Source organism: Lysinibacillus sp. BF-4 (assembly GCF_000743635.1).
Lineage (GTDB): Bacteria > Bacillota > Bacilli > Bacillales_A > Planococcaceae > Metalysinibacillus > Metalysinibacillus saudimassiliensis.
Genome location: NZ_JPUW01000015.1, coordinates 19,011 through 42,437 on the forward strand (window position 1 = coordinate 19,011; position 23,427 = coordinate 42,437).

The following is a 23,427-nucleotide window of genomic DNA, read 5'->3' on the forward strand; positions in this document are numbered from 1 at the left end:
CCGTTTCACCAAGTAGGTGAAACGGCTTTAGTAGCGTCCCCGGCAGGATTCGAACCTGCGACCGATGCCTTAGAAGGGCATTGCTCTATCCAGCTGAGCTACGGAGACAAAGTATATATCTTTCGTAAAAGACAATACTTATTATATGACGTAAGTATAGGTAAAGTCAATATAAATTAGCTGTTTAATAATAGTTTTGTATCATAAATCGTATAATCACAGCGATAAATCAGTAAGTACTTGCCATCAATCATTAAACCCGTTGCTTTTTCGATGTCTGTTGAATAATAACTTACTTTATTACCAGCAAATGTAGCGAGCGGTTTACCTGACTGTGAACGGATTAAAACAATTTTGTCAGCACCTGTGGTAAAGTTTTTCATGTCATTTACCATACGGTTAACAAACGGGACAGAGCGATTAACCTTATCAATATCAACAGTTTTACTATACTCTGCAAAAATATCTTCAAGCTCTGTATCATAAGCAATCATACTACTGCCAACATGCAGCATTTGATTACCACCCACTGTAATATTAAGCACGGCCGACTTACTAATTGTGCCACCCTCATCATCTTTAATCGCAAACTTGTCATCTGCTTCGATGCTTATACTCTTGCCTGTTACACTATCAATCAGTTGGCTTTCTTCGTCATAAGTTTGTAAAATTAACTCGCGTCCCACTAATTCTTCTTTGACATTACCAATAAACCATTTAAATGCATTACATGATGCTAGCACTGTCGTGACAGCTACTAACATTGCCAATAGGGCGATTTTCTTTTTCATGCCTCTCATCCTTTATCTACGTCGATAAATGCTACTTGCCACTGTTCATTATATGTAGCGAGCGCATAGCTTTCAGGGTGCTCACTACGCGACTGTGTCATGCTACCAGGATTAATGACAAGCACATCATCAATCCATTCAGCGCCTGCAATATGTGTATGACCAAAGCATACCATCGTTGCTTCTAGCTCCTTAGCACGGTATACCAAATTAAGCGGTGTGCGATGAACATTATGATAATGTCCATGCACAATTAAAATTTTAGTTCCTGCTACCTCAATTACTTGCTCATCTACTAGTTCACAATCCATATCACAGTTGCCACGCACAACATAAACGTCTGTTAACGCCTCTGTATTATGCTGTAGTTCACTGTCACCACAATGAATAAACATTGCATTAGGGTACTGCTCTTTTATTTGCTCAATTACTTCTGTATTGCCATGGGTATCGCTCATAATCACAAGTTGCATTATATGCTACCTAATGTTGATTGTAACTTACGTAATGCATTACCACGGTGCGAAATCTCGCCCTTTTGTGCTGCTGTTAGCTGAGCCATTGTTTTTTGAAGTTGTGGTACAAAAAAGATAGGGTCATAACCAAAACCATTGTCGCCCAATTTAGCTGTAGTAATTTCTCCTACACACTCACCACGTACTGTATAGGTTGATTGATTAGGTGCGGCCACTGCCATTACACAAACAAAACGTGCAGTGCGATCTGTTACACCTTCAAGATTAGCGAGTAGCTTAACAATGTTAGCTTCGTCATCATGGTCGCCAGCATAACGTGCAGAGTACACACCTGGCTCACCAGCTAAAGCATCTACAGCTAATCCACTATCATCTGCAATTACCATTTTACCTAAGGCATTGCTTAACGCTTCTGCCTTCAATATCGCATTTTCTTCGAAAGTTGTGCCTGTTTCCTCAATCTCCATATCTGGCGCAACATCAAACATCGTTACAACTTCATAGCCAAGCGGATGAAACAATGTTTCGAAATCTTTCACTTTACCACGATTTTTCGTTGCAATTACTACTTGCTTCATTATGCTTCCTCCTTCGTACCAACCTTAGCTGCAGCCTCGCCTAACGTATCTTTTTGCATTGTGATTAATTGTGCGATACCTGCTTCAGCAAGGTCTAATAATTCATTTAGCTCTGCACGTGTGAAAGTCGCTTCTTCCCCCGTACCTTGTAGCTCTACAAAATTACCTGAGCCTGTCATAATAACGTTCATATCCACATCTGCACTTGAATCTTCAATGTAATTTAAGTCAAGCACAGGGCCAAGATCCGCTAACTTACCTACACTTGTTGCGGCTAAAAAATCAGTAACAGGGAATGTCGTGAATGGTTTTTCTTCATGAAGTTTAGCAATTGCTTGTGTCATGGCGATAAAAGCACCTGTAATAGATGCTGTACGCGTGCCGCCATCCGCTTGGATAACATCACAGTCAATCCATACAGTACGCTCACCTAACGCCTCTAAATCTACAATCGCACGTAGCGCACGACCGATCAGTCGTTGGATTTCCATTGTACGACCATTAATTTTACCCTTTGCTGCATCGCGCATTGTACGTTGTTCTGTTGCGCGTGGTAGCATCGAGTACTCTGCCGTAATCCAACCTTTACCTTGTCCTCGTAAAAAGCCAGGCACACGCTCCTCAACCGTTGCAGTACAAATTACTTTTGTATTACCTACTTCGATTAATACTGAGCCTTCTGGGTGCATTAAATAATCACTTGTTACGCGTGTTGGTCGTAACTCCTGTGCTTGTCGTCCGTCATGTCTTGTCATTTTATAAAACGCCTCTTTTCCTTATTCTACAACTTCATCATAACAAAATTTTTGCCATAAGAAAAACCCCGAACTTAATCGCTCGAGGTTAATTTGATACGTGCTACTTCTGTTTGTTCAAGCTTTAACCAATCCTCTGCAATATCTTTAAAAATTGGTACAGAACCTGTCGCAAAAAATTTGTGTTGCGGTGTGCCTATCGCAAGCTCGCCGCGCTGTGCTAAAATTTCTTGTACATCTTTTGCTGTTTCTTCAGCTGATGATAGTACAGTCACATGTTCGCCTACAACTTCTTCAATGTAGTGTTGCAGGATAGGGTAATGTGTACAACCTAAAATAACCGTATCAAAGGATTCGTCACGTAGCGGCTTTAAACCCTCGTGCACAATCCCTCTAGCTACACTACTTTTATATTCGCCACTTTCCACTAAAGGAACAAAGGTCGGGCAAGCTAGTGGTACGACATGTGTAGATGAGCTAAGTGAAGCAATGGCCTCCTCATACGCACCACTCTCTACTGTACCTCTTGTCGCAAGTACTGCAACCTCGTGGCGCTTCGTATTTTTAATCGCTGCGCGTGCACCTGGGTTAACTACTCCAATAACTGGTACAGAAAAATACTTCTGTAAGCTATGTAGGGCAACTGCTGTAGCTGTATTACAGGCAATCACTAAGAGCTTAATACCCTTGCGCTCAAGCGCCTTTGCCATTTGCCATGTGAAGTTACGCACTTCATGACGTGGTCGTGGGCCATACGGACATCTCGCCGTATCACCAATATAATAAATCTTTTCATTTGGCAACAGTCGCATAATTTCCTTTGCTACTGTTAAACCACCAACTCCTGAATCAATAACGCCTATTGGGGCTTCCATATTTTTTACCGCCTATCGCATAAAATTACTATCCTAAATTTTATGCTACTTTCAGAAAGCCGTCAAATCTTTTTCATTGCTTCTCGCTCTGCTTCAGTAAATGCTGCGCTCTTACCAGTAGCATACGTAATTTGCACGATATTACCGCGCCCTACAAAACAAATATGCCCTGCTTCATTTTTTGCCATATAATGAATGTCCACTGACGAATTACCAATATGCGCAAGTTTTACATAGATTTTTAATTTTTCATTAAAAAATACCTGACGCAAAAAATCACATTGTAAATCTGCCACAATTGGTACACGCTCAGCTTCTTTTTTACTTAGGTCAGGCATTAAAATACCATAGTGCTCAAATAAATCAATACGTGCCTGCTCAAAATAAGCAAATGGCACAGTATTATTCATATGACCAAATAAATCGGTCTCCGAAAAACGCACACGCACCTCACTATAAAAGGTAAACGTCTCAGCCCACTTTGTTAAATCTTCAATATAATTTACTCTCATCATTCCCACCCCTTCAAAATGAATATATATTCATTATAAACAAATAAAAAAGCATTAGCGAGAAATTTCTCGCTAATGCTAGTTTTATTAGTCAACCATATGGTCAGAACCGAAGAAGTTCTTGAACATTTGGACTGTTGCTGCACGGTTAAGTGAAGCGATTGAAGTTGTAAGTGGAATCCCTTTTGGACAAGCTTCAACACAGTTTTGTGAGTTACCACAGTTAGCTAAGCCACCGTCGCCCATAATTTGAGCAAGACGTTCGTCTTTATTCATAGCACCTGTTGGGTGTGTATTGAATAGACGTACTTGTGATAATGGTGCTGGGCCGATGAATGATGCTTTTTCCGAAACGTTCGGGCAAGCTTCCATACATACACCACAAGTCATACATTTAGATAATTCGTAAGCCCATTGACGTTTGCGCTCTGGCATACGTGGACCTTCGCCTAAATCGTATGTGCCATCGATTGGTACCCATGCTTTAACTTTTTTCAGTGCATTAAACATACGGCTACGGTCAACCTGTAAGTCACGTACTACTGGGAAAGTTTTCATTGGCTCTAAACGAATTGGCTCTGTTAATTGGTCAATAAGTGCTGAACATGATTGACGTGGGCGACCATTGATCACCATCGAACATGCACCACAAACTTCCTCTAAACAGTTCATATCCCAAGCAACTGGCGTTGTTTTCTTGCCATCTTCAGTTACTGGGTTTTTTTGAATTTCCATTAAAGCAGAAATTACGTTCATACCATGACGGTAAGGGATACTAAATTTCTCGGTGCGTGTAGCGCCGCCTTCAGTATCTTGACGGAGAATCTCAATTTTAACCATGCGACCAGTGTTTGCTGTTGTTGGCATGATTATTCATCCCCTTTCGATGTATAGTCACGTTTACGTGGCGGAATAAGTGATACGTCAACTTCCTCATAAGTAATTTCAGGCTCACCTGTAGCAGGGTTAAATTTCGCCATCGTTGTTTTTAAGAAGTCTTCGTCATTACGATCCGGGAAGTCCGGTTTGTAGTGAGCACCACGAGATTCGTCACGTAATAGCGCACCTTTAGTAATAACTAACGCAAGGTAAAGCATGTTTTTCAGCTGACGCGTGAATTGTGCACCTTGGTTAGACCATTTTTGTGTATCGTTGATGTTAATGTTTTCCCAACGTTTTAGAAGTTCTTGGATTTCAGCGTAAGCTTCTTTTAAGCCATCGTTGAAACGTACTACTGTAACGTGCTTCGTCATTAACTCACCAAGCTCTTTGTGTAAAAGGTAAGCGTTTTCTGTTCCGTCCATCTTAAGGATAGCGTCCCATTTTGCTTGTTCTTCTTTTACGCGGTTTTCGAATACTGACTCTGGTAAATCAGCCGCATGCTTTTTAAGGTGTTTGATGTAGTCAACTGCTTTAGGACCAGCAACCATACCACCGTAAATTGCAGATAATAATGAGTTAGCACCTAAACGGTTAGCACCGTGTTGAGAGTAATCACATTCACCTGCTGCGAATAAACCAGGGATTTCTGTCATTTGATCGTAATCTACCCAAATACCACCCATAGAGTAGTGAACTGCTGGGAAGATTTTCATTGGTAATTTACGTGGATCGTCACCTACGAATTTTTCATAGATTTCGATGATACCACCAAGTTTAATATCTAACTCATGTGGATCTTTGTGTGAAAGGTCAAGGTAAACCATGTTTTCCCCGTTAATACCAAGCTTTTGGTTGATACAAACGTCAAAGATTTCACGTGTAGCGATATCACGAGGTACTAAGTTACCGTAAGCTGGGTATTTTTCTTCTAGGAAGTACCAAGGCTTACCGTCTTTATATGTCCAAACACGTCCACCTTCACCACGAGCTGATTCTGACATTAGACGGTTTTTGTCATCGCCAGGAATCGCTGTTGGGTGAATTTGAATGAACTCACCGTTCGCATATGTTGCACCTTGTTGGTAAACAATAGATGCTGCAGAACCTGTGTTGATTACTGAGTTTGTAGATTTACCGAAGATAATACCAGGTCCGCCAGTAGCCATAATTACAGCATCACCGCGGAATGATTTAATCTCACTTGATTGTAAATCTTGTGCTACGATACCGCGGCAAACGCCTTCGTCATCGACAATCGCACCAAGGAATTCCCAGTGCTCATATTTTGTAACTAAACCAGCTACTTCGTGTGCACGAACTTGCTCGTCTAGTGCGTATAAAAGTTGTTGACCTGTTGTCGCACCAGCGAATGCTGTACGGTGATGTAATGTACCACCGAAACGACGGAAGTCTAGTAAACCTTCTGGTGTACGGTTAAACATAACGCCCATACGGTCTAATAAGTGAATGATACCTGGTGCTGCCTGTGTCATTGCTTGAACAGGTGGTTGGTTCGCTAAGAAGTCACCGCCATAAACAGTGTCATCAAAGTGAATCCAAGGTGAGTCACCTTCACCTTTTGTATTTACTGCTCCATTAATTCCGCCCTGCGCACATACAGAGTGTGAGCGTTTTACCGGAACTAATGAGAATAATTCAACCTCAGTGCCAACTTCAGCTGCTTTAATCGTCGCCATCAGACCAGCTAAACCGCCGCCGACAACAATTACTTTGCTTTTCGCCATGATTAATTCTCACTCCTCTTTAACTTTGCAATTTAGTGTTTGCCTTATAGTTTCATTTGAATTAAACGAAAGCTAAAATTGCAGCTACACCAACGATACTTAAGATTACGAAAACGATTGCTGTAACATAAGTCATGATTTGTTGTGAACGTGGAGATTGTGTAATACCCCAGCTCACTAAGAATGCCCATAAACCGTTCGCTAAGTGGAACGTTGCAGCTAAAATACCTGCGATGTAGAAAGCAAGCATTACTGGGTTTGCTACGATGTCAGCGATCATATTGAATTCAACTTCAGCTCCAAGCGCTTTTTGGATACGCGTTTGGAAAATATGCCAAGCAATGAAAACAACTAAAAATACGCCTGTTACGCGTTGTAAAGTGAACATCCAGTTACGGAACGTGCTGAAACGTTTGTTGTTTAGCGTCGCTGTAAATGCAATGTATACACCGTAAACTGCGTGGAACAGTAGTGGGATGTAGATGACAACCCATTCAATAATTAATAGTAACGCTGGTGGAACTGTGTCCATCATTCCTGTTGCATCATTGTAAGCTTGTTCACCGCCAACAGCAGTGAAGTTCAATGATAAGTGGAACGCCAAGAACAAACCTACAGGAATCACACCTAGTAGAGAGTGTAAACGGCGCCATAAAAATTCTCGCTCTTTCGACAAGACTGTTACCCCCCTTAGTACTTAAAATAGCGCACCAACGAATCGTCATCTATGAAAAATGACGATTGAATTGACTGCGTATTTCAGCATGGTACAATATTATGACAAGTTCATTGTACTCTCTCTATACACTGTCGTCAAGGTGACTTAGCGAGAGATAAAGTTATGAAAAATGCGTTTTTTACCTTGTGTATTCGATTTTTTTGTACTTTAATCATGAATATTCTAACAGCGTCAAATTATAAGAAAATTCAAAAGAAAGTAGGATTTATACATGCAAAACGAATCCAAAGCACAAATGCCTGCATTTGGCTATGAATTGCTCCGAGATTTCACACTATCTTCAATATTAGGAAAGAATGAATCAGATATTTTATACTGGGCTGGTAAGGAAATGGCACGCAAGTACCCGTGCGACACAGATGTTGATGTCAACTCTTTTTTTGCCGAAGCAGGTTTCGGTATTTTACAGCTCGAAAAAGAAACAACAGATGGATACATATTTTCGCTTGCGAATGATCCAGCCGTTTTTAACTTTGCAAAGCGTAATTTTAGATTAGAGGCTGGCTTTCTAGCGGAGCAAATTCAACAGCAAAAAGGCTACTTGACAGAGTGCTTTGATGAAAAACAAGAGAAAGACCAGACTGTCCTTTTTACAATTAAGTGGGACCCTAAAGAAATTCGCTAAAAGAAGCGCTGGCAAAAAGAAAAAATGTTAGACCAAGATGTGGTCTAACATTTTTTTAATTACCGGTCATTCATTTAACTCTTTGACCTAAAAAATCATTGCTACGAGGCTTGTTGCTCTCTGCGTAGCACATCGATTAACTCAATAAATCCTTGCAATACAGCAAGTGAGTGATAGACAAATTCACGTACATTTGTAATGCTACTCTCTACTAATAATACTTGCGCTGCCTCATGTACTTGCTTATGTGGCTGCTCAATTTCTTGAAATGCCCGAATATGTCCAAACTGCTGTTTATTATCATAGTACCAGCGCCCAAACTTGCACTGCGTATGTGCGGTAACTGTGCCACCGCGTCCTGCTTCTTTAATCGTAGCTCGTAAAAAGGCAGCATGATCGCTTAGACGCGCACTCAACTGACTAATGAGTGTTTGCTGACGCGGTGTCTCAAGTGTTGGTTGTACGGTGCGCATTACCTCTTCAAACTGCGCCTGAATCATTTTAGAAAAGCGACTTGTTTCGGATAAATCTTGCGTTACCTCTGCTAGCTCTTCAATTGCGATAGCTGATTGTTCAGAAGCCTGTGTGATTTCATCCATTCCTACAGATGCTTCATTGAGTTGCTCAGATGTCGTCGTTAACGTAGCTACATCTCGCTTTACTTCCTCAACTAGTGTAAGTGTAAAACTTTCAACATGACGCATATTTTCTGTAACTTGATCAGAGCGCTCCTCAATAATTGTGCGAATGGTAACGACCTCACTCAGTGAATCCTTGGAGTGATTAGCAAGTTTGCCTACTTCAGAGGCGACGACGCTAAAGCCCTTACCATGCTCACCTGCACGCGCAGCTTCAATAGATGCGTTAAGCGCTAGTAATTTAGTTTGGTCTGCAATGGACGATACACTTGTTGTAATATCATTCATCTTTAATAACTCTGTATGTAAATAGGTCATGGCCTGTGTACCGTCTACTAAGCGATCACTAATTTGTGCACTAGAGGCAACGACCTGTTGCATACGCATTGTTAAGTCTTGCGAAATTGCCTGTACTTCTTGCATATTGGCATTAATAGCCTGCTCTGTACTTAACATTTCCTCACTGCTTGCTGCGAGCTGCCTGCAATTGCTCGAAATAGTATGCACACCGTCTGCGACACGCTCAATATTAAGTATGGTCTGAAAATTAACAAGCTCAATATGGGCCAATACAAAGTTTAACAGTGCATTTTTAATATCCACTGCATCTTCCTTTTGCTGTACATAATGCTTTAGCTGTGCCAGTTCTTCTACTACAGCTTGGTGTGCCGCCTCACTAATACCAGGTACCTCCGTATGTTGCTTTTTACGAAACATCACGCTATTCCCCTTCTTCCTGTGGCTATCCCACGACTTTAAACCCACCTAAGCATAATAGGTGCTCCTTCAAAATTAGTGAATTTTCTTTCATTTGTCAATATTAGTGACTAAACTTTACAATATCCTATCATTACTTTTTTACTAAAATACCCAATATAAAAGGAGAAGCCGCAGCTCCTCCCTCTTGTTATGCTAAATGGTATTCATCATGTAGCGCTTGCGCTGCGTGTACCATTTCATCTTGCGGTACAACGACAGACACTTTAATTTCCGAAGTGCTCACCATTTTCACCATGATTTTTTCCTTGCGTAAGCGGTCAAACATGCGTGCGGCCACTCCAGGATTAGAAGCCATAGCCGAGCCAATAATAGACACTTTAGCTAAACCAATCTCAAAATCTGCAAAGCTAAAACCTAATGCCTGTTTATTATCCTCTAACACTTTTAGTGCTTCAGCAAACTGCGCCTTGTCAATGGAAAATGATACGGTTTGTTGCGCATGGTTCATCACAGCTTGCACAATAATATCTACATTAATACGATGTTCTGCTAGCGTTGTAAATAACGCGGCTAACGATACCTCCTGCTCTGCCTCATAACCTACTGTTAAGCGTACAATATCCGCTTCATACGCTACACCGCGTACAATCATTTCTTTTTCCATGTCCTTTTCCCCCTTAACCCAAGTACCTTGCTGTTCCATTAAAGCTTGAATCAAAATTGCTACATTATGCTTTTTAGCTAGCTCCACTGCACGTGGGTGCAATAAATTAGCCCCTAAGTGAGCAAACTCTAACATCTCATCAAACGAAATCTCCGTCATACGCTGTGCATTTGGTACAAGTTGCTGGTCTGCTGTATAAATACTGTCTTTAGCAAGCACTACAACATGTGTCGCCTGCAGGTGGTGCGCAAGTGCTACAGCTAATGTTGCTGAGCCACCGTCACCTAGTGAAGTAATTTCACCATTTGCCATGCCTTGTCTACCTGCGATTGTGACAATACTTCCCTGCGCGAGTAAGGTTTCGATTTTAGTTGTGTTAATAGCTGTTAAGCGTGCATTTTGGTAACGCGCATCTGTAGCAATTCCTGCTTGTTGTGCTGTTAATGCTGTTGAAGCATGCCCGCGCGCCTGTAGTGCTACTGCTAAGCTACTCGCCGCAATTTGTGAGCTCGTTGCCATCAACATCGCTTGCTCACGCTGTAATGCATCCTTTGTCCATTTAGCAATAGGTGCTAATAAAATCGCCTGTTCCTTTGCCATGCCTGAGGCTACTACAACAACACGATAATTTTCCTCTTTCAGCTTTTCAATGTAATGTGCGGCTTGCTCAATACGCTCCTCGGATTGCATAGCTGATACGCCAACTTTCACAATAACGGTTTTCATATGCCCACTCCCTCTCCAATAAAAAAAGACAGCTCATGCATTTCGCATGTGCTGTCTATCATGTATGTGTTCATTGTACATGGCAGATAGCTCAACGAAATAAACATTTCGACAGTTTTACATTTATTCAATGCAAAACCAGCCCACTACCAGGAACAACTGGCTATGGCTTCGGCAAGTGTCCCTTTTTACAATGGTCACGGAGTTTGCTCACTCTCGCATTGTATACTCATGAAACTTGCGCCTCTATCTCAAATCATATAATTGTATAGTAACCATAGCACACTCTAATTTAACGTGCAATGCTATTGTCTGAAAAATGCATGAATGGTTGTAGCTAGCTTCTCTGGCATACCCGCTGCCTGTAATGCCGCCACATCAGCTGTCTTGATTTTTTTAATAGAACCAAAATGAGCAAGTAATTGTTGCTTACGCTTAGGTCCTACGCCTTCAATTTGATCTAGCACAGATTGGATAACCTGCTTCTCTCGTTGTTGACGTAAAAAAGTAATCGCAAAGCGATGCACTTCATCTTGAATGCGCTGTAATAAATAAAAGCCATCACTCGTACGTTTTAAGGCAATACGTTCTGGTGGTTCGCCGTAAAGTAGCTCTGCGGTTTGGTGTTTATCATCCTTCGCTAAGCCCGCAATTGGAATGCTAAGCCCTAGCTCATCTTCTAGCACTTCCTTAGCTATTGTCATTTGCCCCTTGCCACCATCTACGACGATTAAATCAGGAAGCGGTAACTCATCTTGTAGCACACGTTTATAACGACGACGTAATACTTCGCGCATTGCACCGTAGTCATCGTGGCTTGCCGTATCACGTAGTTTAAATTTGCGATAAGCCTTTCTATCAGGTTTACCATCTATAAATACCACCATAGCCGAAACAGCATCTGCCCCGTGCATATGACTATTATCAAACGCCTCAATATGTAGCGGCGAATAAATATTCATTGCTGCTCCAAGTTCATCACATGCACCTACTGTACGTTCTTCTTGACGTTCAATAATCTTAAATTTTTCGTCTAGTGCGACACGTGCATTTTTTATCGCAAGGTCTACTAACTCCTTTTTTTGCGCGCGCTGAGGAACTGTAACCTTTGATTGCAATAACTGCATTAAAAGCTCACTATCTGTTCCCTTAGGTAACAATATTTCTGTTGGTTTAAAATGCTCAGGTTGCTCATAAAAGCGTCCAACAAATGTTAAAAATTCTTCTTCGGGCTCACGGTAAATGGGAAATATGGATACATCTCGTTCAATTAATTTACCTTGTCTAACAAAAAATACTTGTACGCACATCCAGCCTTTATCTACTGCATAACCAAAAATATCACGGTTCGCCTTATCACGTGTAATCATTTTTTGCTTTTGCATAATAGTATCGATATGAGTAATTTGATCACGTAGCTCCTTCGCACGTTCAAATGCCAACGTCTCTGCAGCCGCTAACATTTTTTGTTCGAGTTCAGCTTTCACATCATCTACCCCACCATTTAAAAAGTGTGTAATCTGTGCTACTACCTCATCCATTTGTGCAACACTTACATCCTTCTCACAAGGTGCTAAGCACTGTCCTAGGTGATAATACAAACAAACACGCTTTGGCATACTAACACATTTACGTAAAGGATAAATGCGGTCTAGTAACTTCTTTGTTTCATTTGCCGCATAGGCATTAGGGTATGGCCCAAAATATTTGGCCTTATCACGCTTCACCTTACGCGTGGTAATAAGCCGCGGATAGCGTTCATTAGTAATTTTTAAATACGGATAGGTTTTGTCATCTTTCAGCATAATATTATATTTAGGGTCATGCTTTTTAATAAGGTTGAGCTCTAAAATGAGCGCTTCTAAATCAGATGATGTAATAATGTATTCAAAATCCTCAATCTCACTTACTAAGCGCGCTGTCTTGCCATCATGGCTACCCGTAAAATAAGAGCGTACGCGATTTTTTAATACTTTAGCTTTACCTACATAAATCACCGTACCTTGATGATTTTTCATTAAATAACAACCAGGTAAATCTGGTAATAATGCTAGCTTATGCTTAATGATCTCGTTCATATGTTCGCCCCCTAACGACAACAAAGCCGAGCACTACAAGAGCGCTCGGCGTATATGTTTTAACTATTATAGGTGTTTTTCAACGAAAGCTTGTAAAGCTTCTTTTGGTTGGAAGCCCATTGTTTTTTCTACAAGCTCACCATCTTTGAATAAAAGTAAAGACGGGATTGACATGATTTGGTATTGAGAAGCTGTACCTTGGTTTTCGTCAACGTTTACTTTAACGATTTTAGCTTTGCCATCTAAATCAGTAGCAAGCTCTTCAAGTACAGGAGCAATCATTTTACATGGTCCGCACCAAGCTGCCCAAAAGTCTACTAGTACTACGCCATCTTTAATTTCATCTTGAAAGTTTGCATCAGTTGCATTAATTACTGCCATTATTATTTCCTCCTTTAGATTAACTATACTTGTAGTATACAGGGGGTATTTTAAATAAGCGAGTTATTTGCTCACTATTTTATAATGTGTGTAATGGTGGGTTATGTACGACTAAGGTAAGCCCTTACCCCTTGCGGTAATTCTAGCACTTTCTCTTATTACACTAGACTAAAATAAATAGAGGATTTTTCTTTAAAGTGTATTACTGCAAGGATTAAATTGCTCATTGACTGCTAATGTTAACACTCTCCTATACATTACAGCTAAAGACCACTCTTACGCTATAGGGGATGTGCTTATGACGTTCAAAGCTTTCATACCATATAGGCTGTTTTAGAGACGTTTCTTCATTTATATACCCACATCGGTATTAAACTGGATTAAGCACTTCAAATATACCTATAAAAAAAGTTGCGTAGGTACTTGCCCTACGCAACTTAGTCACTTATGATTGTTTAATTTTTTTAAACTCTTCGATTAATAATGGCATTACTTCAAATAAGTCGCCTACGATACCGTAATCAGCTACATTAAAGATGTTTGCCTCTGGGTCCTTGTTAATTGCTACAATGACTTTCGAGTTAGACATACCAGCTAAATGCTGGATTGCGCCCGAAATACCTGCTGCAATGTAAAGGTCTGGTGTTACAACTTTACCTGTTTGACCAATTTGTAGTGAATAATCACAGTAATCAGCGTCACATGCACCACGTGATGCTCCAATAGCGCCACCTAATAGGTCAGCTAATTGTTGCAATGGTTCGAAACCTTCTGACGATTTTACACCGCGACCGCCCGCTACCACAACTTTTGCTTCTGATAAATCAACACCATCTGTAGATTTACGTACAACTTCTTTAATAATTGTACGTAAGTTCGTAATATCTACAGCTAAGCTTGAAATATCACCTGCGCGTGATGTGTCTTGCTCAAGTGGTGCGATATTGTTAGGACGTACTGTAAAGAATGTCACACCATCTTTAATTTTAATTTTTTCGAAAGCTTTACCTGAGTAGATTGGGCGGATAAACGTATGCTCATCGCCATCGCTTTCAATTGATGTTACATCTGACACTAAACCTGCTTGTAACTTACTTGCGATTTTTGGTGACAGGTCTTTACCTAAAGCTGTATGACCAAATACAATGCCTTCAGGTTTTTCTTGTTCGATTACTGCCATAAGTGCTTGGCTATAACCATCTGATGTATATTGTTTTAAGTGTGGGTGCTCTATTGTAATAACACGATCAGCGCCATAAGCCACCATATCCTTTGCTAAATCAGCTACTGCATCCCCTACTAATACTGCGACAACTTCTCCGCCATTAGCTACTGTTTTTGCTGCTGCAATCGCCTCAAATGATACGTTACGTAGACTGCCTTCACGTGCTTCACCTAACACTAATACTTTTTTTGTCATAATTTATTCCCTCCGTTACCTAAACTTCGATTAAATTACTTTTGCTTCTGTGTGTAGTAAGTTAACTAATTCTTTCACTTGGTCAGCGATATCGCCTTCTAGTACACGACCTGCTGCCTTTTGTGCTGGTAAGAAAATATCAACGGTTTCTGTTTTCACTGCAACATCATCTTCGTCGATATCTAAATCATCTAATTCAAGCTCTTCAAGCGGTTTTTTCTTCGCTTTCATGATGCCTGGTAAAGATGGGTAACGAGGTTCGTTTAACCCTTGCTGTGCCGTTACAAGTAATGGTAACGCTGTTTCTAAAATTTCTGAGTCACCTTCGATATCACGAACGATTTTTACAACATCGCCATCAATCTCAAGGCTTGTGATTGTTGTTACATAATTAATATCTAATAAGTCAGCTACACGTGGTCCTACTTGACCTGAACCACCATCTACTGCTACGTTACCCGCAATAATAATGTCAGCTTCTTTGTCTTTTAAGTATTCTGCGATAAGTGTCGCTGCTGCGAACTCATCAAGCTCATCTAAGTCATCTTCAGTGTTAATTAATACGGCTTCGTCTGCGCCCATTGCTAATGCTTTACGTAGTTGCTCTTCAGCATCTTCGCCACCTAGTGTTAATACGATTACTTTACCACCATGTGCATCACGCAATTGAATCGCTTCTTCAACCGCGTACTCGTCATACGGGTTAATGATGAATTCTGCACCATCTTCTTGAATCTTACCGCCAGATACGACGATTTTTTCCTCTGTATCAAATGTACGTTTAACTAATGCATAAATGTTCATATTAGTAGACCTCCTGAAGCTTATTTATTAATTACTTTATTTAACATAACACAATTTACTGAAAAATGAAGTTATTTTCCCGAAAATTGTGGTGCTCTTTTTTCAAGGAAGGCTTGAATGCCCTCTTTTGCATCCTCAGATACAAATACTTTACCGAAGCTCGCGGCTTCTGCTTCAATACCTTCATAAAATGATGCCGGCTTTGCATAGCCTAGCATTTTAATAGCTTGCGCTAAGGCAATCGGACTTTTCTTCGCCATTTTTTTAGCGATAGCTACAGTGCTTTCAAGTAATGCTTCTGCTTCAAATGCACGCGTTGCTAATCCCCATTGCACCGCTTCTTCACCTGTAATTGGCTCGCTTGTAAATAGCATTTCTGCTGCTTTTGCTGTACCAACATAACGAGGTAAACGTTGTGTGCCACCAAAACCAGGAATTAAGCCTAGTTGTAGTTCAGGCAAACCAAGTTTAGCATCGCTCGCTACATAACGAATATGACAGCCCATTGCTAGCTCTAAACCGCCGCCTAGTGCTGCGCCATGAATAGCTGCAATAACTGGTTTAGCAAATGACTCAAGACGCTCAAACACATCTTGCCCTGCTTTTGCTAGCTTTGTAAACTCTGCACCGTCGCTAACCTCTGTGAACTCTTTAATATCTGCGCCTGCCGAGAAAAAGCGCCCTTCACCATGAAGTACAACGACGCGTACAGCTTCATCGTTTTCAACTTGATTCAATAGCTCATTGACTTCTTGAATCATACCTCGTGATAAGGCGTTCGCTGGTGGACGATTAATTGTTGCTACAGCCACACCATCTTCTACTTTCCAAGTTAAAAACTCCATTTTATTACACCCCTTTTTAAGCTTGAATCCCCTTTAATAATAAAGTCTGCACCTTAGGTATCATTGCTAATAAATCATAGCGCGCATCATTCATTACCCATGATGTAATAATTTCGTCAATTGTGCCAAATACCATTTGACGCGCTAAACGAACATCCATCGTTGGGTTAAATTCGCCATTGAGCATACCTTCAATTAGAATTTCATCGAGCAACTTCAAATATTCTTTTAATATTCCGTTAATTTTTAACCGGAGTTCTTTATTTGATTGTCTAAGTTCCAATTGAGTTACCATGGCTAGATGCTTGTCTGACGCAAGTACTGTAAAGTGATTTTTGATCATCAAGCATAATTTGTCGGAGGATGTACCTCCATTTTCTATTATAGCCTGTAAGGACTCTGTAAATACACCCATCTTTTCTTCAAACATCGAAATTAAAATATCTTCTTTGTTTTTAAAATATAAGTAAATGGTACCGTCAGCAACACCAGCTTGTTTTGCTATTTTAGCAACCTGTGCTTGATGGTAGCCATTTTCTGCAATAACGATTACAGCAGCATCAATAATTTGCTTATACTTCGGTTTATCGCGTTTCATGTCTGTCACCACCAAAAAATAAAAGAGATATGAATGACCATTCATTCATATCTCTATATTATATAACATCTTGTAGTTTGTCAACATTAATACTCGTTATTACACTTGTTCGCTCGCTATTCTCGTTTTCTCTTCATCTGCTAGCGTACGGCGTAAAATTTTACCCACGGCTGTTTTTGGTAGCTCTTTACGAAACTCGTACTGGCGTGGCACTTTATATGCCGCAAGATTTTTTCGGCAATACGTATTAAATTCGTCAGACGTTGTAGTATATCCTTCTTTTAACACAATAAATGCTTTAACAGTTTCTCCGCGGTAACTATCAGGTACACCAATAACTACGCATTCTTGTACAGCCTCATGTTCATAAAGTACTTCTTCTACCTCACGTGGATAAATATTAAAGCCACCTGCTATAATCATATCCTTTTTGCGGTCAACAATAAAGAAATACCCTTCTTCATTCATATAACCAAGATCACCTGTCAGTAACCAGCCATCCTCTGTGAATGTTGCTTGTGTATCCTCTTTACGATGCCAATACCCTTTCATTACTTGTGGACCTTTAACAATAAGCTCGCCAATCTCACCAAAATCAAGCTCTCTATGGTCACCAACACGTACAATTTTTGCATCCGTATCAGGCCATGGTATACCAATAGAGCCATTTACGCGTCGCTCCCAAATATTATTAGCATGAGTAACAGGCGAAGTTTCTGTTAAGCCATAGCCCTCAACTAATTTGCCGCCTGTTGCGGCTTCAAATTTTTGTTGCACATCTACAGGTAGCGGTGCTGAGCCACTAATACAAGCTTTAATTGAGGTTAAATCATACTTATGCAACTTGGGATGATTTAATAACCCAATATATAAAGTTGGTGCTCCTGGAAATAGTGTCGGTCTTTGTTTATCAATTGTTTTTAACGTAGTTACCGCATCAAACTTTGGCAGTAATACCATTTTACTCGTTGTATATACACTAAGTAGCATTACAGTAGTCATACCGTATACATGAAAGAAAGGCAGCACCCCCATAATCACCTCTTTACCTCGCTGTGAGCGATAAAGCCAAGCATCACACATTTGCACATTAGACGTTAAGTTTTTATGCGTTAGCATAACACCTTTAGGGTAGCCAGTAGTGCCACCTGTATATTGAAGCAAAGCAATATCCTCTTCGTAATCAAATGGAATATTAACTGGAGCTGCCGGCATACTTGCCATAATCTCTTTAAAAAGATGATGGTAACCTGCATGTTTAATACTAGCTGTTACCCCCATTTGTTTACGCTGCATCATAGGATAAATACGATTTTTAGGAAACGGTAAGTAATCACTAATTGAAGTAATAATAATATCTTGGAGTGCCGTTTCTTTTTTCACTTTCATAACGCGTGGATAAAGTGCATCTAACGCTAAAATAGCTGTTGCCCCACTATCCACTAACTGATAGGTTAGCTCTCGCTCCGTATAAAGAGGGTTTGTCTGCACAACAATTACTCCCGCATACATTGCACCGTAATAAGCAATGACACTTTGTGGTGAATTGGGCAACATAATAGCTAGACGATCACCCTTTTTCATTCCAATCTTCATTAAATAATTTGCGAATTTTAATGCAGACTCATATAGTTCGTAATACGTAATTTCTTTGCCTAAAAAATGAATAGCTACTTTCTTAGGGCTTTGCTCAAATGCACGGGTTAAAAATGTTTGGATTGGTACTGGTTCATAGGTTAATGAATGTGGGACTTCCTTTGGGTAATTGGCCCACCATAATTTTTCTACCATAAAAACGTCTCCCTTCCCATTTGCGTTAAGATGCCTTAAGTATAGAATTTTATTACAAGATATACAATACAAAACAGAAAATTCACGTTTTTTCGATTTAGAACATGAATCATAATTCATTGTTTTCCCGTCATTTAATTTTTGTAAACAAAAAAGGAGCCGCATCCGCAGCTCCTTTTTGTTATTGTCGAAACATCCAGTACACACCTACAAGTACAAAGGCAATACAGACAACGATTAATACTTTAGCTAACTTTTCCAAATATATCGCTCCTTACACTACAATACTTGCGCCAATAATAAATGACAAACCAACAGATATAGTGAAAGAAATCAAACCTACAGCAATATTACCATTTTCAATTTCTTCATCGACTTTAAACATTGGTGTTAAAAATTCATATAAATAGTAGGCAAGGATTAATAAAACAAAACCAAAAATACCCCATGCAATCATTTCACCAAACGAACTATGTCGCTCAACTGAGTAACGGAAAATATTACAAACACCCATAATTTTACCGCCTGTTGCTAGGGCTACTGCAACATTACCCTTTTTAATTTCTTGCCAGTTTTGATATTTCGTAACGACTTCAAATAATGCCATTGCCACGATTAAACAAAGGACAACTACACTAAAGTAGCCTGCTGTTTCTACGATAGGGTAATGCCAAAAGCTTTTTTCGGTCATGTTTATACCTCCTACTTATTTTAATTCTACAACTGTTACACCATAGCCGCCTTCAGCTGGCTCACCAAAGCGGTAATTTTTCACGCGTGGATGTCGTTTTAAAAAGCTTTGGATGCCCTCGCGTAGCGCGCCTGTTCCTTTACCATGAATAATTGATACTTGGTGATAGTTTGCTAAAAGTGCATCATCTAAATATTTTTCTGTACGCGCTAATGCCTCCTCATAACGTTCGCCTCGTAAATCTAACTCTAGCTTTACAGCTGCTCGGCTTGAACGTAGGGATGATGTTGCTACAGGCTCTTTTTCTGGCTTAATATATTCTAATTCTGTTTCTGGTAGCTTCATTTTCATAACACCAATCGCTACAATCCAATGCTTTTTGCCTGCTTTTTCGGCAAGCGTACCGCGCTGATTATAAGACAGCACACGTACTTCGTCGCCGATTTGTAGGTTTTGATTACGCGCCTTAACCTCTGCCACTTTTTTCAACACGCGATTTTCTTTTGGTGCCGCTTCTTCTAAGCGTTTTTTTGCTTCAATAATTTCATGCTCTTTTACTGTTTTGGTTTTCATTGTACGTAAATCATGAATAACATCCTCTGCCTCGTGGCGAGCGTTCTCTACAATACTACGCGCTTTATCTTTAGCTTTATCGAGTAGTGCATCTTTTTTCGCCTCGTAAGCAGCGAGTTGCTCTTCTAAATCTTTACGCATTGCTTCTGCTTCTGCTACTAAACGAGCTGCGGCCTCTGCATCTATTTGTGATTGTTTGCGTGACGCTTCAAGTGAGGCAATCATTGACTCTACTTCGCGGCTATCTGTACCTGTAAATGTTTTTGCATGCTCAATAATAGCCGTTGGTAGCCCTAGTCTGCTCGAAATTTCAAAGGCATTTGAACGTCCTGGCACACCAATTAGTAAGCGATATGTTGGGCTTAGCGTTTCTACATCAAACTCCACGCTCGCATTAACGACACCCTCTCGGTTATAGCCATATGCTTTTAACTCAGGGTAGTGAGTCGTTGCCATTACACGTGCACCGCGCGCGTGTACTTCGTCTAAAATCGAAATAGCGAGTGCCGCACCTTCTTGCGGGTCAGTACCTGCGCCTAATTCGTCAAATAATACAAGAGAATGCTCATCAAATTTTTGTAAAATATCTACAATATTCACCATATGAGATGAGAAGGTTGATAGCGATTGTTCAATGGATTGTTCGTCGCCAATGTCAGCAAATAATTGCTTAAAGACAGCAAGCTCTGAGCCATCTAGTGCAGGAATTGGTAAGCCTGCTTGTGCCATTAATGTACACAACCCAACCGTTTTTAACGTAACCGTTTTACCACCTGTGTTAGGCCCTGTAATAACAATAGCATTAACATTTTCGCCAAACTCAATATCATTTGGCACTGCTGTATCGATTGGGATAAGTGGGTGACGCGCACGTACTAAACGAATATGCCCATCCTCATTCATCGTTGGCATTGTACATTTATTAGCTTGACCATATTTACCCTTGGCCAAAATAACATCAATCTCACCTAGTAGTTTTACTAAGTTAAATAGTTCTGGCGCAACTTCTTCTACTAACGCACTAAGCGCTTGCAAAATACGGTCGATTTCTTCTTTTTCCTTTACCTTTAAACGCTGTACTTCGTTATTAGATTGTACAACTGCATCGGGCTCAATAAATAATGTTTGTCCTGAAGCTGACTGGTCGTGCACGATACCGCCATAATGATAGCGATACTCCTGCTTTACAGGGATAACAAAACGATCATTACGAATGGTTACGATTTGGTCAGATAGCATTTTAGCTGCATTGCTACCACGGATTAAACTCTCTAACTTAGAGCGCACTCGCCCTTCTTCTGCTCGAAGTGATTGACGAATTGAACGTAGTGCACTACTTGCGCTATCAGTCACAACACCATTATCATCAATACACATATTAATTTCATTTTGTAACCCTGTTAACGCAGGGATTTGCTCTTTTTTAGCAATGAAGTGTGGGATGCTAATCACATCTTGTTCTTCAATTTCTTCAATAAATTCACGTAAAATACGGCTAGCACGAATGGTGCTCGAAATCTCCATAAGCTCCATAGCGCCAAGTACGCCACCAATTTGTGCGCGTCTTGCGCTTGGACGAATATCAAAGATGCCACCTAAAGGTACATGCCCTTTTACACGTAGGATTGCTAGCCCCTCGTCCATCTCCTCAAGGAGTGTCACTACTGTTTGAAAGTCTGTTGCTGGTTGTAATTGTTCCACGGCTGTTTTACCGATAGACGAGGTACAATGTTTTGCTACCTCTGCAATTACTTTATCGTATTCTAGTGTTTTCAATGCGCGCTGTGCAATCATTGAAGACACCTCCCTTATCTCATTATAAATTGTTCAAACTGTTCGCGGGTCCATGTATTCACAAGTAACTCCTGTGGCACATAAGCCTTTTGTGCATAACGCTCGCCTACACTCATATATGCTAATTGTTCAATACTATGCGCATCTGTATTAATGGCAATAGGCACGCCCGCTTCAACTGCCATACGTAAATGCTCCTCACATAAATCTAGACGGTAGGGATTTGCATTCAACTCTAAAATTTTACCATATTGTTTCGCCCATGCAATCAATTGTGACATATTTACCGCATAACCTTCGCGTTTTTCGATAACACGTCCAGTAGGGTGCGCAATCATATGCACATATGGATTTTTCATAGCCGCATACATACGTGCCATAATTTGTTCCTCGGTTTGATTAAAACTAGAGTGGATAGCAGCAATCACAAAGTCTAACTCGCGTAGCACATCGTCCTCAAAATCCAAAGTAGCATCAGGTAAAATATCCATTTCTGTACCTGCAAAAAGACGGAAGTTTGGATGCGCTTTATTGTATGCTTCGATTTCTAAACGTTGTTGTCTTAGACGCGCAGGCGTTAAACCATTTGCTACGGCTAAAAACTGTGAGTGATCAGTGATGGCTGCATGCGTATAACCCTTTTGTTGTAAAGCATCGCCCATCTCATGTATAGCACTTGCTCCGTCTGACCATGTTGTATGCATGTGTAGGTCTGCTTTAATCGTTGCCTGCTTAGGTAGCTCGCGCTCAAACTCCTCACGCCCTGTACGGATTGCAGGTGGGATAAATGGTAAATCAAAGTGCGCAAAAAAATCTGCTTCGGTCTTAAAAGTTATAACAGTACCATCTGCTTGTTCTACACCATATTCGCTAATCTTTTCGCCGCGCTCTTTTGCAATTTGACGCATACGCACATTGTGATCTTTTGAGCCTGTAAAGTGATGTAATGCTGTGGCATATTGCTTGTCTGTGACAAAACGAAAATCTACAGGCATCAATTCTTCACCATCTAGTACAACAGACACTTTAGTATCACCTGCCGCTACAATTTCGTGCACAGCAAGTTTCTCTAATAAATAGTTACGTAGCTTTACTGGTTCCGCTGTCGCAACAATAAAATCTACATCCTTACTCGTTTCGTTTGTACGGCGATAGCTACCTGCTACTGAATATTGATTTACAAATTCACTTGTTGCTAATACTTGATTAATATGATTAACTACAGGCTCAATACGCCAAATCGCATGGCGGTCTGCACGCGTCTCAACCTCTGCAATACCTGCTAAATATTTTTCTTCTGTTTTAGCACCAAAGCCAGCTAATGTACGGATTTGTCCTGCTTCACATGCCTGCTTTAAGCTTTCGATACTATCAATACCTAGTTCTTTATATAACTTAGCTATGCGCTTGCCACCTAACCCTGGGATTTTAAGTAGCGCCATTAAGCTTGCTGGAATTTCGGCTTGCAATGCGATGAGTACACTCGTTTCACCAGTGGTCATTAGTTCGGTAATTACTTCACCTGTCCCCTTGCCAATGCCTTTAATTTTTGTAATATCGTCAATCTCTGTAATCGATCGCACATCGCCCTCAAGTGCAGCTGCAGCCTTACGATACGCTGATATTTTAAAGGGGTTTTCGCCTTTCACTTCCATATATAATGCAATATCCTCTAGGACATTAATAATCTGCTTCTTGTTCATATAAGCCCTCCTATAATGAAAGG

The 23,427-nt window shown here is 40.5% G+C and carries 22 protein-coding genes, 1 tRNA gene and 1 riboswitch; of the genes, 1 reads left to right on the forward strand and 22 read right to left on the reverse strand.

The features are described from left to right. Window positions 1-34: 34 nt before the first annotated feature. The 10 genes from CH76_RS06855 to CH76_RS06900 form a co-directional block, all read right to left on the reverse strand. Window positions 35-108 (reverse strand) — tRNA-Arg (locus CH76_RS06855). 68 nt (window positions 109-176) lie between these two features. Beyond that, window positions 177-791, reverse strand: a complete 615-nt coding sequence (locus CH76_RS06860; RefSeq protein ID WP_036144577.1) for a DUF5052 family protein — start codon at window positions 789-791, stop codon at window positions 177-179. A 5-nt stretch (window positions 792-796) separates the two neighbouring features. After that, window positions 797-1,264 (reverse strand): YfcE family phosphodiesterase, encoded by a 468-nt coding sequence (locus CH76_RS06865; protein WP_051910264.1) that lies wholly within the window; start codon window positions 1,262-1,264, stop codon window positions 797-799. Further along, complete coding sequence (locus CH76_RS06870; RefSeq protein WP_036144579.1) at window positions 1,264-1,845, reverse strand: XTP/dITP diphosphatase; 582 nt, start codon at window positions 1,843-1,845, stop codon at window positions 1,264-1,266. Before CH76_RS06870 ends, CH76_RS06865 begins: the two co-directional genes overlap by 1 nt. Beyond that, window positions 1,845-2,600 carry a ribonuclease PH gene (gene rph / locus CH76_RS06875; RefSeq protein ID WP_036144580.1) on the reverse strand — a complete coding sequence of 252 codons (756 nt, stop codon included), beginning with the start codon at window positions 2,598-2,600 and terminating at the stop codon, window positions 1,845-1,847. The genes CH76_RS06870 and rph overlap by 1 nt, the downstream gene beginning before the upstream one ends. Before the next feature lie 74 nt (window positions 2,601-2,674). Beyond that, complete coding sequence (gene racE / locus CH76_RS06880) at window positions 2,675-3,475, reverse strand: glutamate racemase (RefSeq protein ID WP_036144582.1); 801 nt, start codon at window positions 3,473-3,475, stop codon at window positions 2,675-2,677. Window positions 3,476-3,537: 62 nt separating this feature from the next. Continuing rightward, window positions 3,538-3,987: a thioesterase family protein gene (locus CH76_RS06885; protein ID WP_036144583.1), complete on the reverse strand. Its 450-nt coding sequence runs from the start codon at window positions 3,985-3,987 to the stop codon at window positions 3,538-3,540. A gap of 87 nt (window positions 3,988-4,074) precedes the next feature. Continuing rightward, window positions 4,075-4,854: a succinate dehydrogenase iron-sulfur subunit gene (sdhB, locus tag CH76_RS06890; RefSeq protein ID WP_036144584.1), complete on the reverse strand. Its 780-nt coding sequence runs from the start codon at window positions 4,852-4,854 to the stop codon at window positions 4,075-4,077. A 2-nt stretch (window positions 4,855-4,856) separates the two neighbouring features. After that, window positions 4,857-6,614, reverse strand: a complete 1,758-nt coding sequence (gene sdhA / locus CH76_RS06895) for a succinate dehydrogenase flavoprotein subunit (protein WP_036144587.1) — start codon at window positions 6,612-6,614, stop codon at window positions 4,857-4,859. Between the two features lie 61 nt (window positions 6,615-6,675). After that, window positions 6,676-7,290: a succinate dehydrogenase cytochrome b558 subunit gene (locus CH76_RS06900; RefSeq protein WP_036144589.1), complete on the reverse strand. Its 615-nt coding sequence runs from the start codon at window positions 7,288-7,290 to the stop codon at window positions 6,676-6,678. A gap of 274 nt (window positions 7,291-7,564) precedes the next feature. Between CH76_RS06900 and CH76_RS06905 the strand changes: the two genes are divergently transcribed. Then, on the forward strand, window positions 7,565-7,978 hold the full coding sequence (locus CH76_RS06905; RefSeq protein ID WP_036144591.1) for a YslB family protein: 414 nt from the start codon (window positions 7,565-7,567) through the stop codon (window positions 7,976-7,978). Between the two features lie 101 nt (window positions 7,979-8,079). Here the strand turns inward: CH76_RS06905 and CH76_RS06910 are convergent, their stop codons facing one another. From CH76_RS06910 to polX, 12 genes are all read right to left on the reverse strand, one after another. After that, window positions 8,080-9,333, reverse strand: a complete 1,254-nt coding sequence (locus tag CH76_RS06910; protein ID WP_036144594.1) for a methyl-accepting chemotaxis protein — start codon at window positions 9,331-9,333, stop codon at window positions 8,080-8,082. A 190-nt stretch (window positions 9,334-9,523) separates the two neighbouring features. Next, the gene (locus CH76_RS06915) at window positions 9,524-10,726 is read right to left on the reverse strand and encodes an aspartate kinase (protein ID WP_036144596.1); all 1,203 of its coding nucleotides are present in this window, start codon (window positions 10,724-10,726) and stop codon (window positions 9,524-9,526) included. A gap of 79 nt (window positions 10,727-10,805) precedes the next feature. Further along, window positions 10,806-10,983: riboswitch (Lysine riboswitch) on the reverse strand. A 48-nt stretch (window positions 10,984-11,031) separates the two neighbouring features. Beyond that, a complete protein-coding gene (gene uvrC, locus CH76_RS06920) occupies window positions 11,032-12,804 on the reverse strand; it encodes an excinuclease ABC subunit UvrC (protein ID WP_036144598.1) in 1,773 nt (590 codons plus the stop codon). A 66-nt stretch (window positions 12,805-12,870) separates the two neighbouring features. Then, window positions 12,871-13,185 carry a thioredoxin gene (gene trxA / locus CH76_RS06925; protein WP_036144599.1) on the reverse strand — a complete coding sequence of 105 codons (315 nt, stop codon included), beginning with the start codon at window positions 13,183-13,185 and terminating at the stop codon, window positions 12,871-12,873. A 445-nt stretch (window positions 13,186-13,630) separates the two neighbouring features. Then, window positions 13,631-14,605, reverse strand: coding sequence for an electron transfer flavoprotein subunit alpha/FixB family protein (locus CH76_RS06930; RefSeq protein WP_036144601.1), 975 nt, complete (start codon window positions 14,603-14,605; stop codon window positions 13,631-13,633). A gap of 30 nt (window positions 14,606-14,635) precedes the next feature. Then, window positions 14,636-15,409, reverse strand: a complete 774-nt coding sequence (locus tag CH76_RS06935) for an electron transfer flavoprotein subunit beta/FixA family protein (protein ID WP_036144603.1) — start codon at window positions 15,407-15,409, stop codon at window positions 14,636-14,638. A gap of 71 nt (window positions 15,410-15,480) precedes the next feature. Continuing rightward, window positions 15,481-16,254, reverse strand: a complete 774-nt coding sequence (locus CH76_RS06940) for an enoyl-CoA hydratase (protein WP_036144606.1) — start codon at window positions 16,252-16,254, stop codon at window positions 15,481-15,483. A 16-nt stretch (window positions 16,255-16,270) separates the two neighbouring features. Further along, window positions 16,271-16,852: a TetR/AcrR family transcriptional regulator gene (locus tag CH76_RS06945; protein ID WP_036144608.1), complete on the reverse strand. Its 582-nt coding sequence runs from the start codon at window positions 16,850-16,852 to the stop codon at window positions 16,271-16,273. 99 nt (window positions 16,853-16,951) lie between these two features. Further along, complete coding sequence (locus CH76_RS06950) at window positions 16,952-18,643, reverse strand: AMP-binding protein (protein WP_036144610.1); 1,692 nt, start codon at window positions 18,641-18,643, stop codon at window positions 16,952-16,954. 274 nt (window positions 18,644-18,917) lie between these two features. Next, on the reverse strand, window positions 18,918-19,334 hold the full coding sequence (locus CH76_RS06955; RefSeq protein ID WP_036144612.1) for a DUF350 domain-containing protein: 417 nt from the start codon (window positions 19,332-19,334) through the stop codon (window positions 18,918-18,920). A gap of 15 nt (window positions 19,335-19,349) precedes the next feature. Next, entirely contained in the window at window positions 19,350-21,701 is a 2,352-nt protein-coding gene (locus tag CH76_RS06960) for an endonuclease MutS2 (RefSeq protein WP_036144614.1), read from the reverse strand. 14 nt (window positions 21,702-21,715) lie between these two features. Further along, window positions 21,716-23,404 (reverse strand): DNA polymerase/3'-5' exonuclease PolX, encoded by a 1,689-nt coding sequence (gene polX, locus CH76_RS06965; protein WP_036144616.1) that lies wholly within the window; start codon window positions 23,402-23,404, stop codon window positions 21,716-21,718. Window positions 23,405-23,427: the final 23 nt, after the last annotated feature.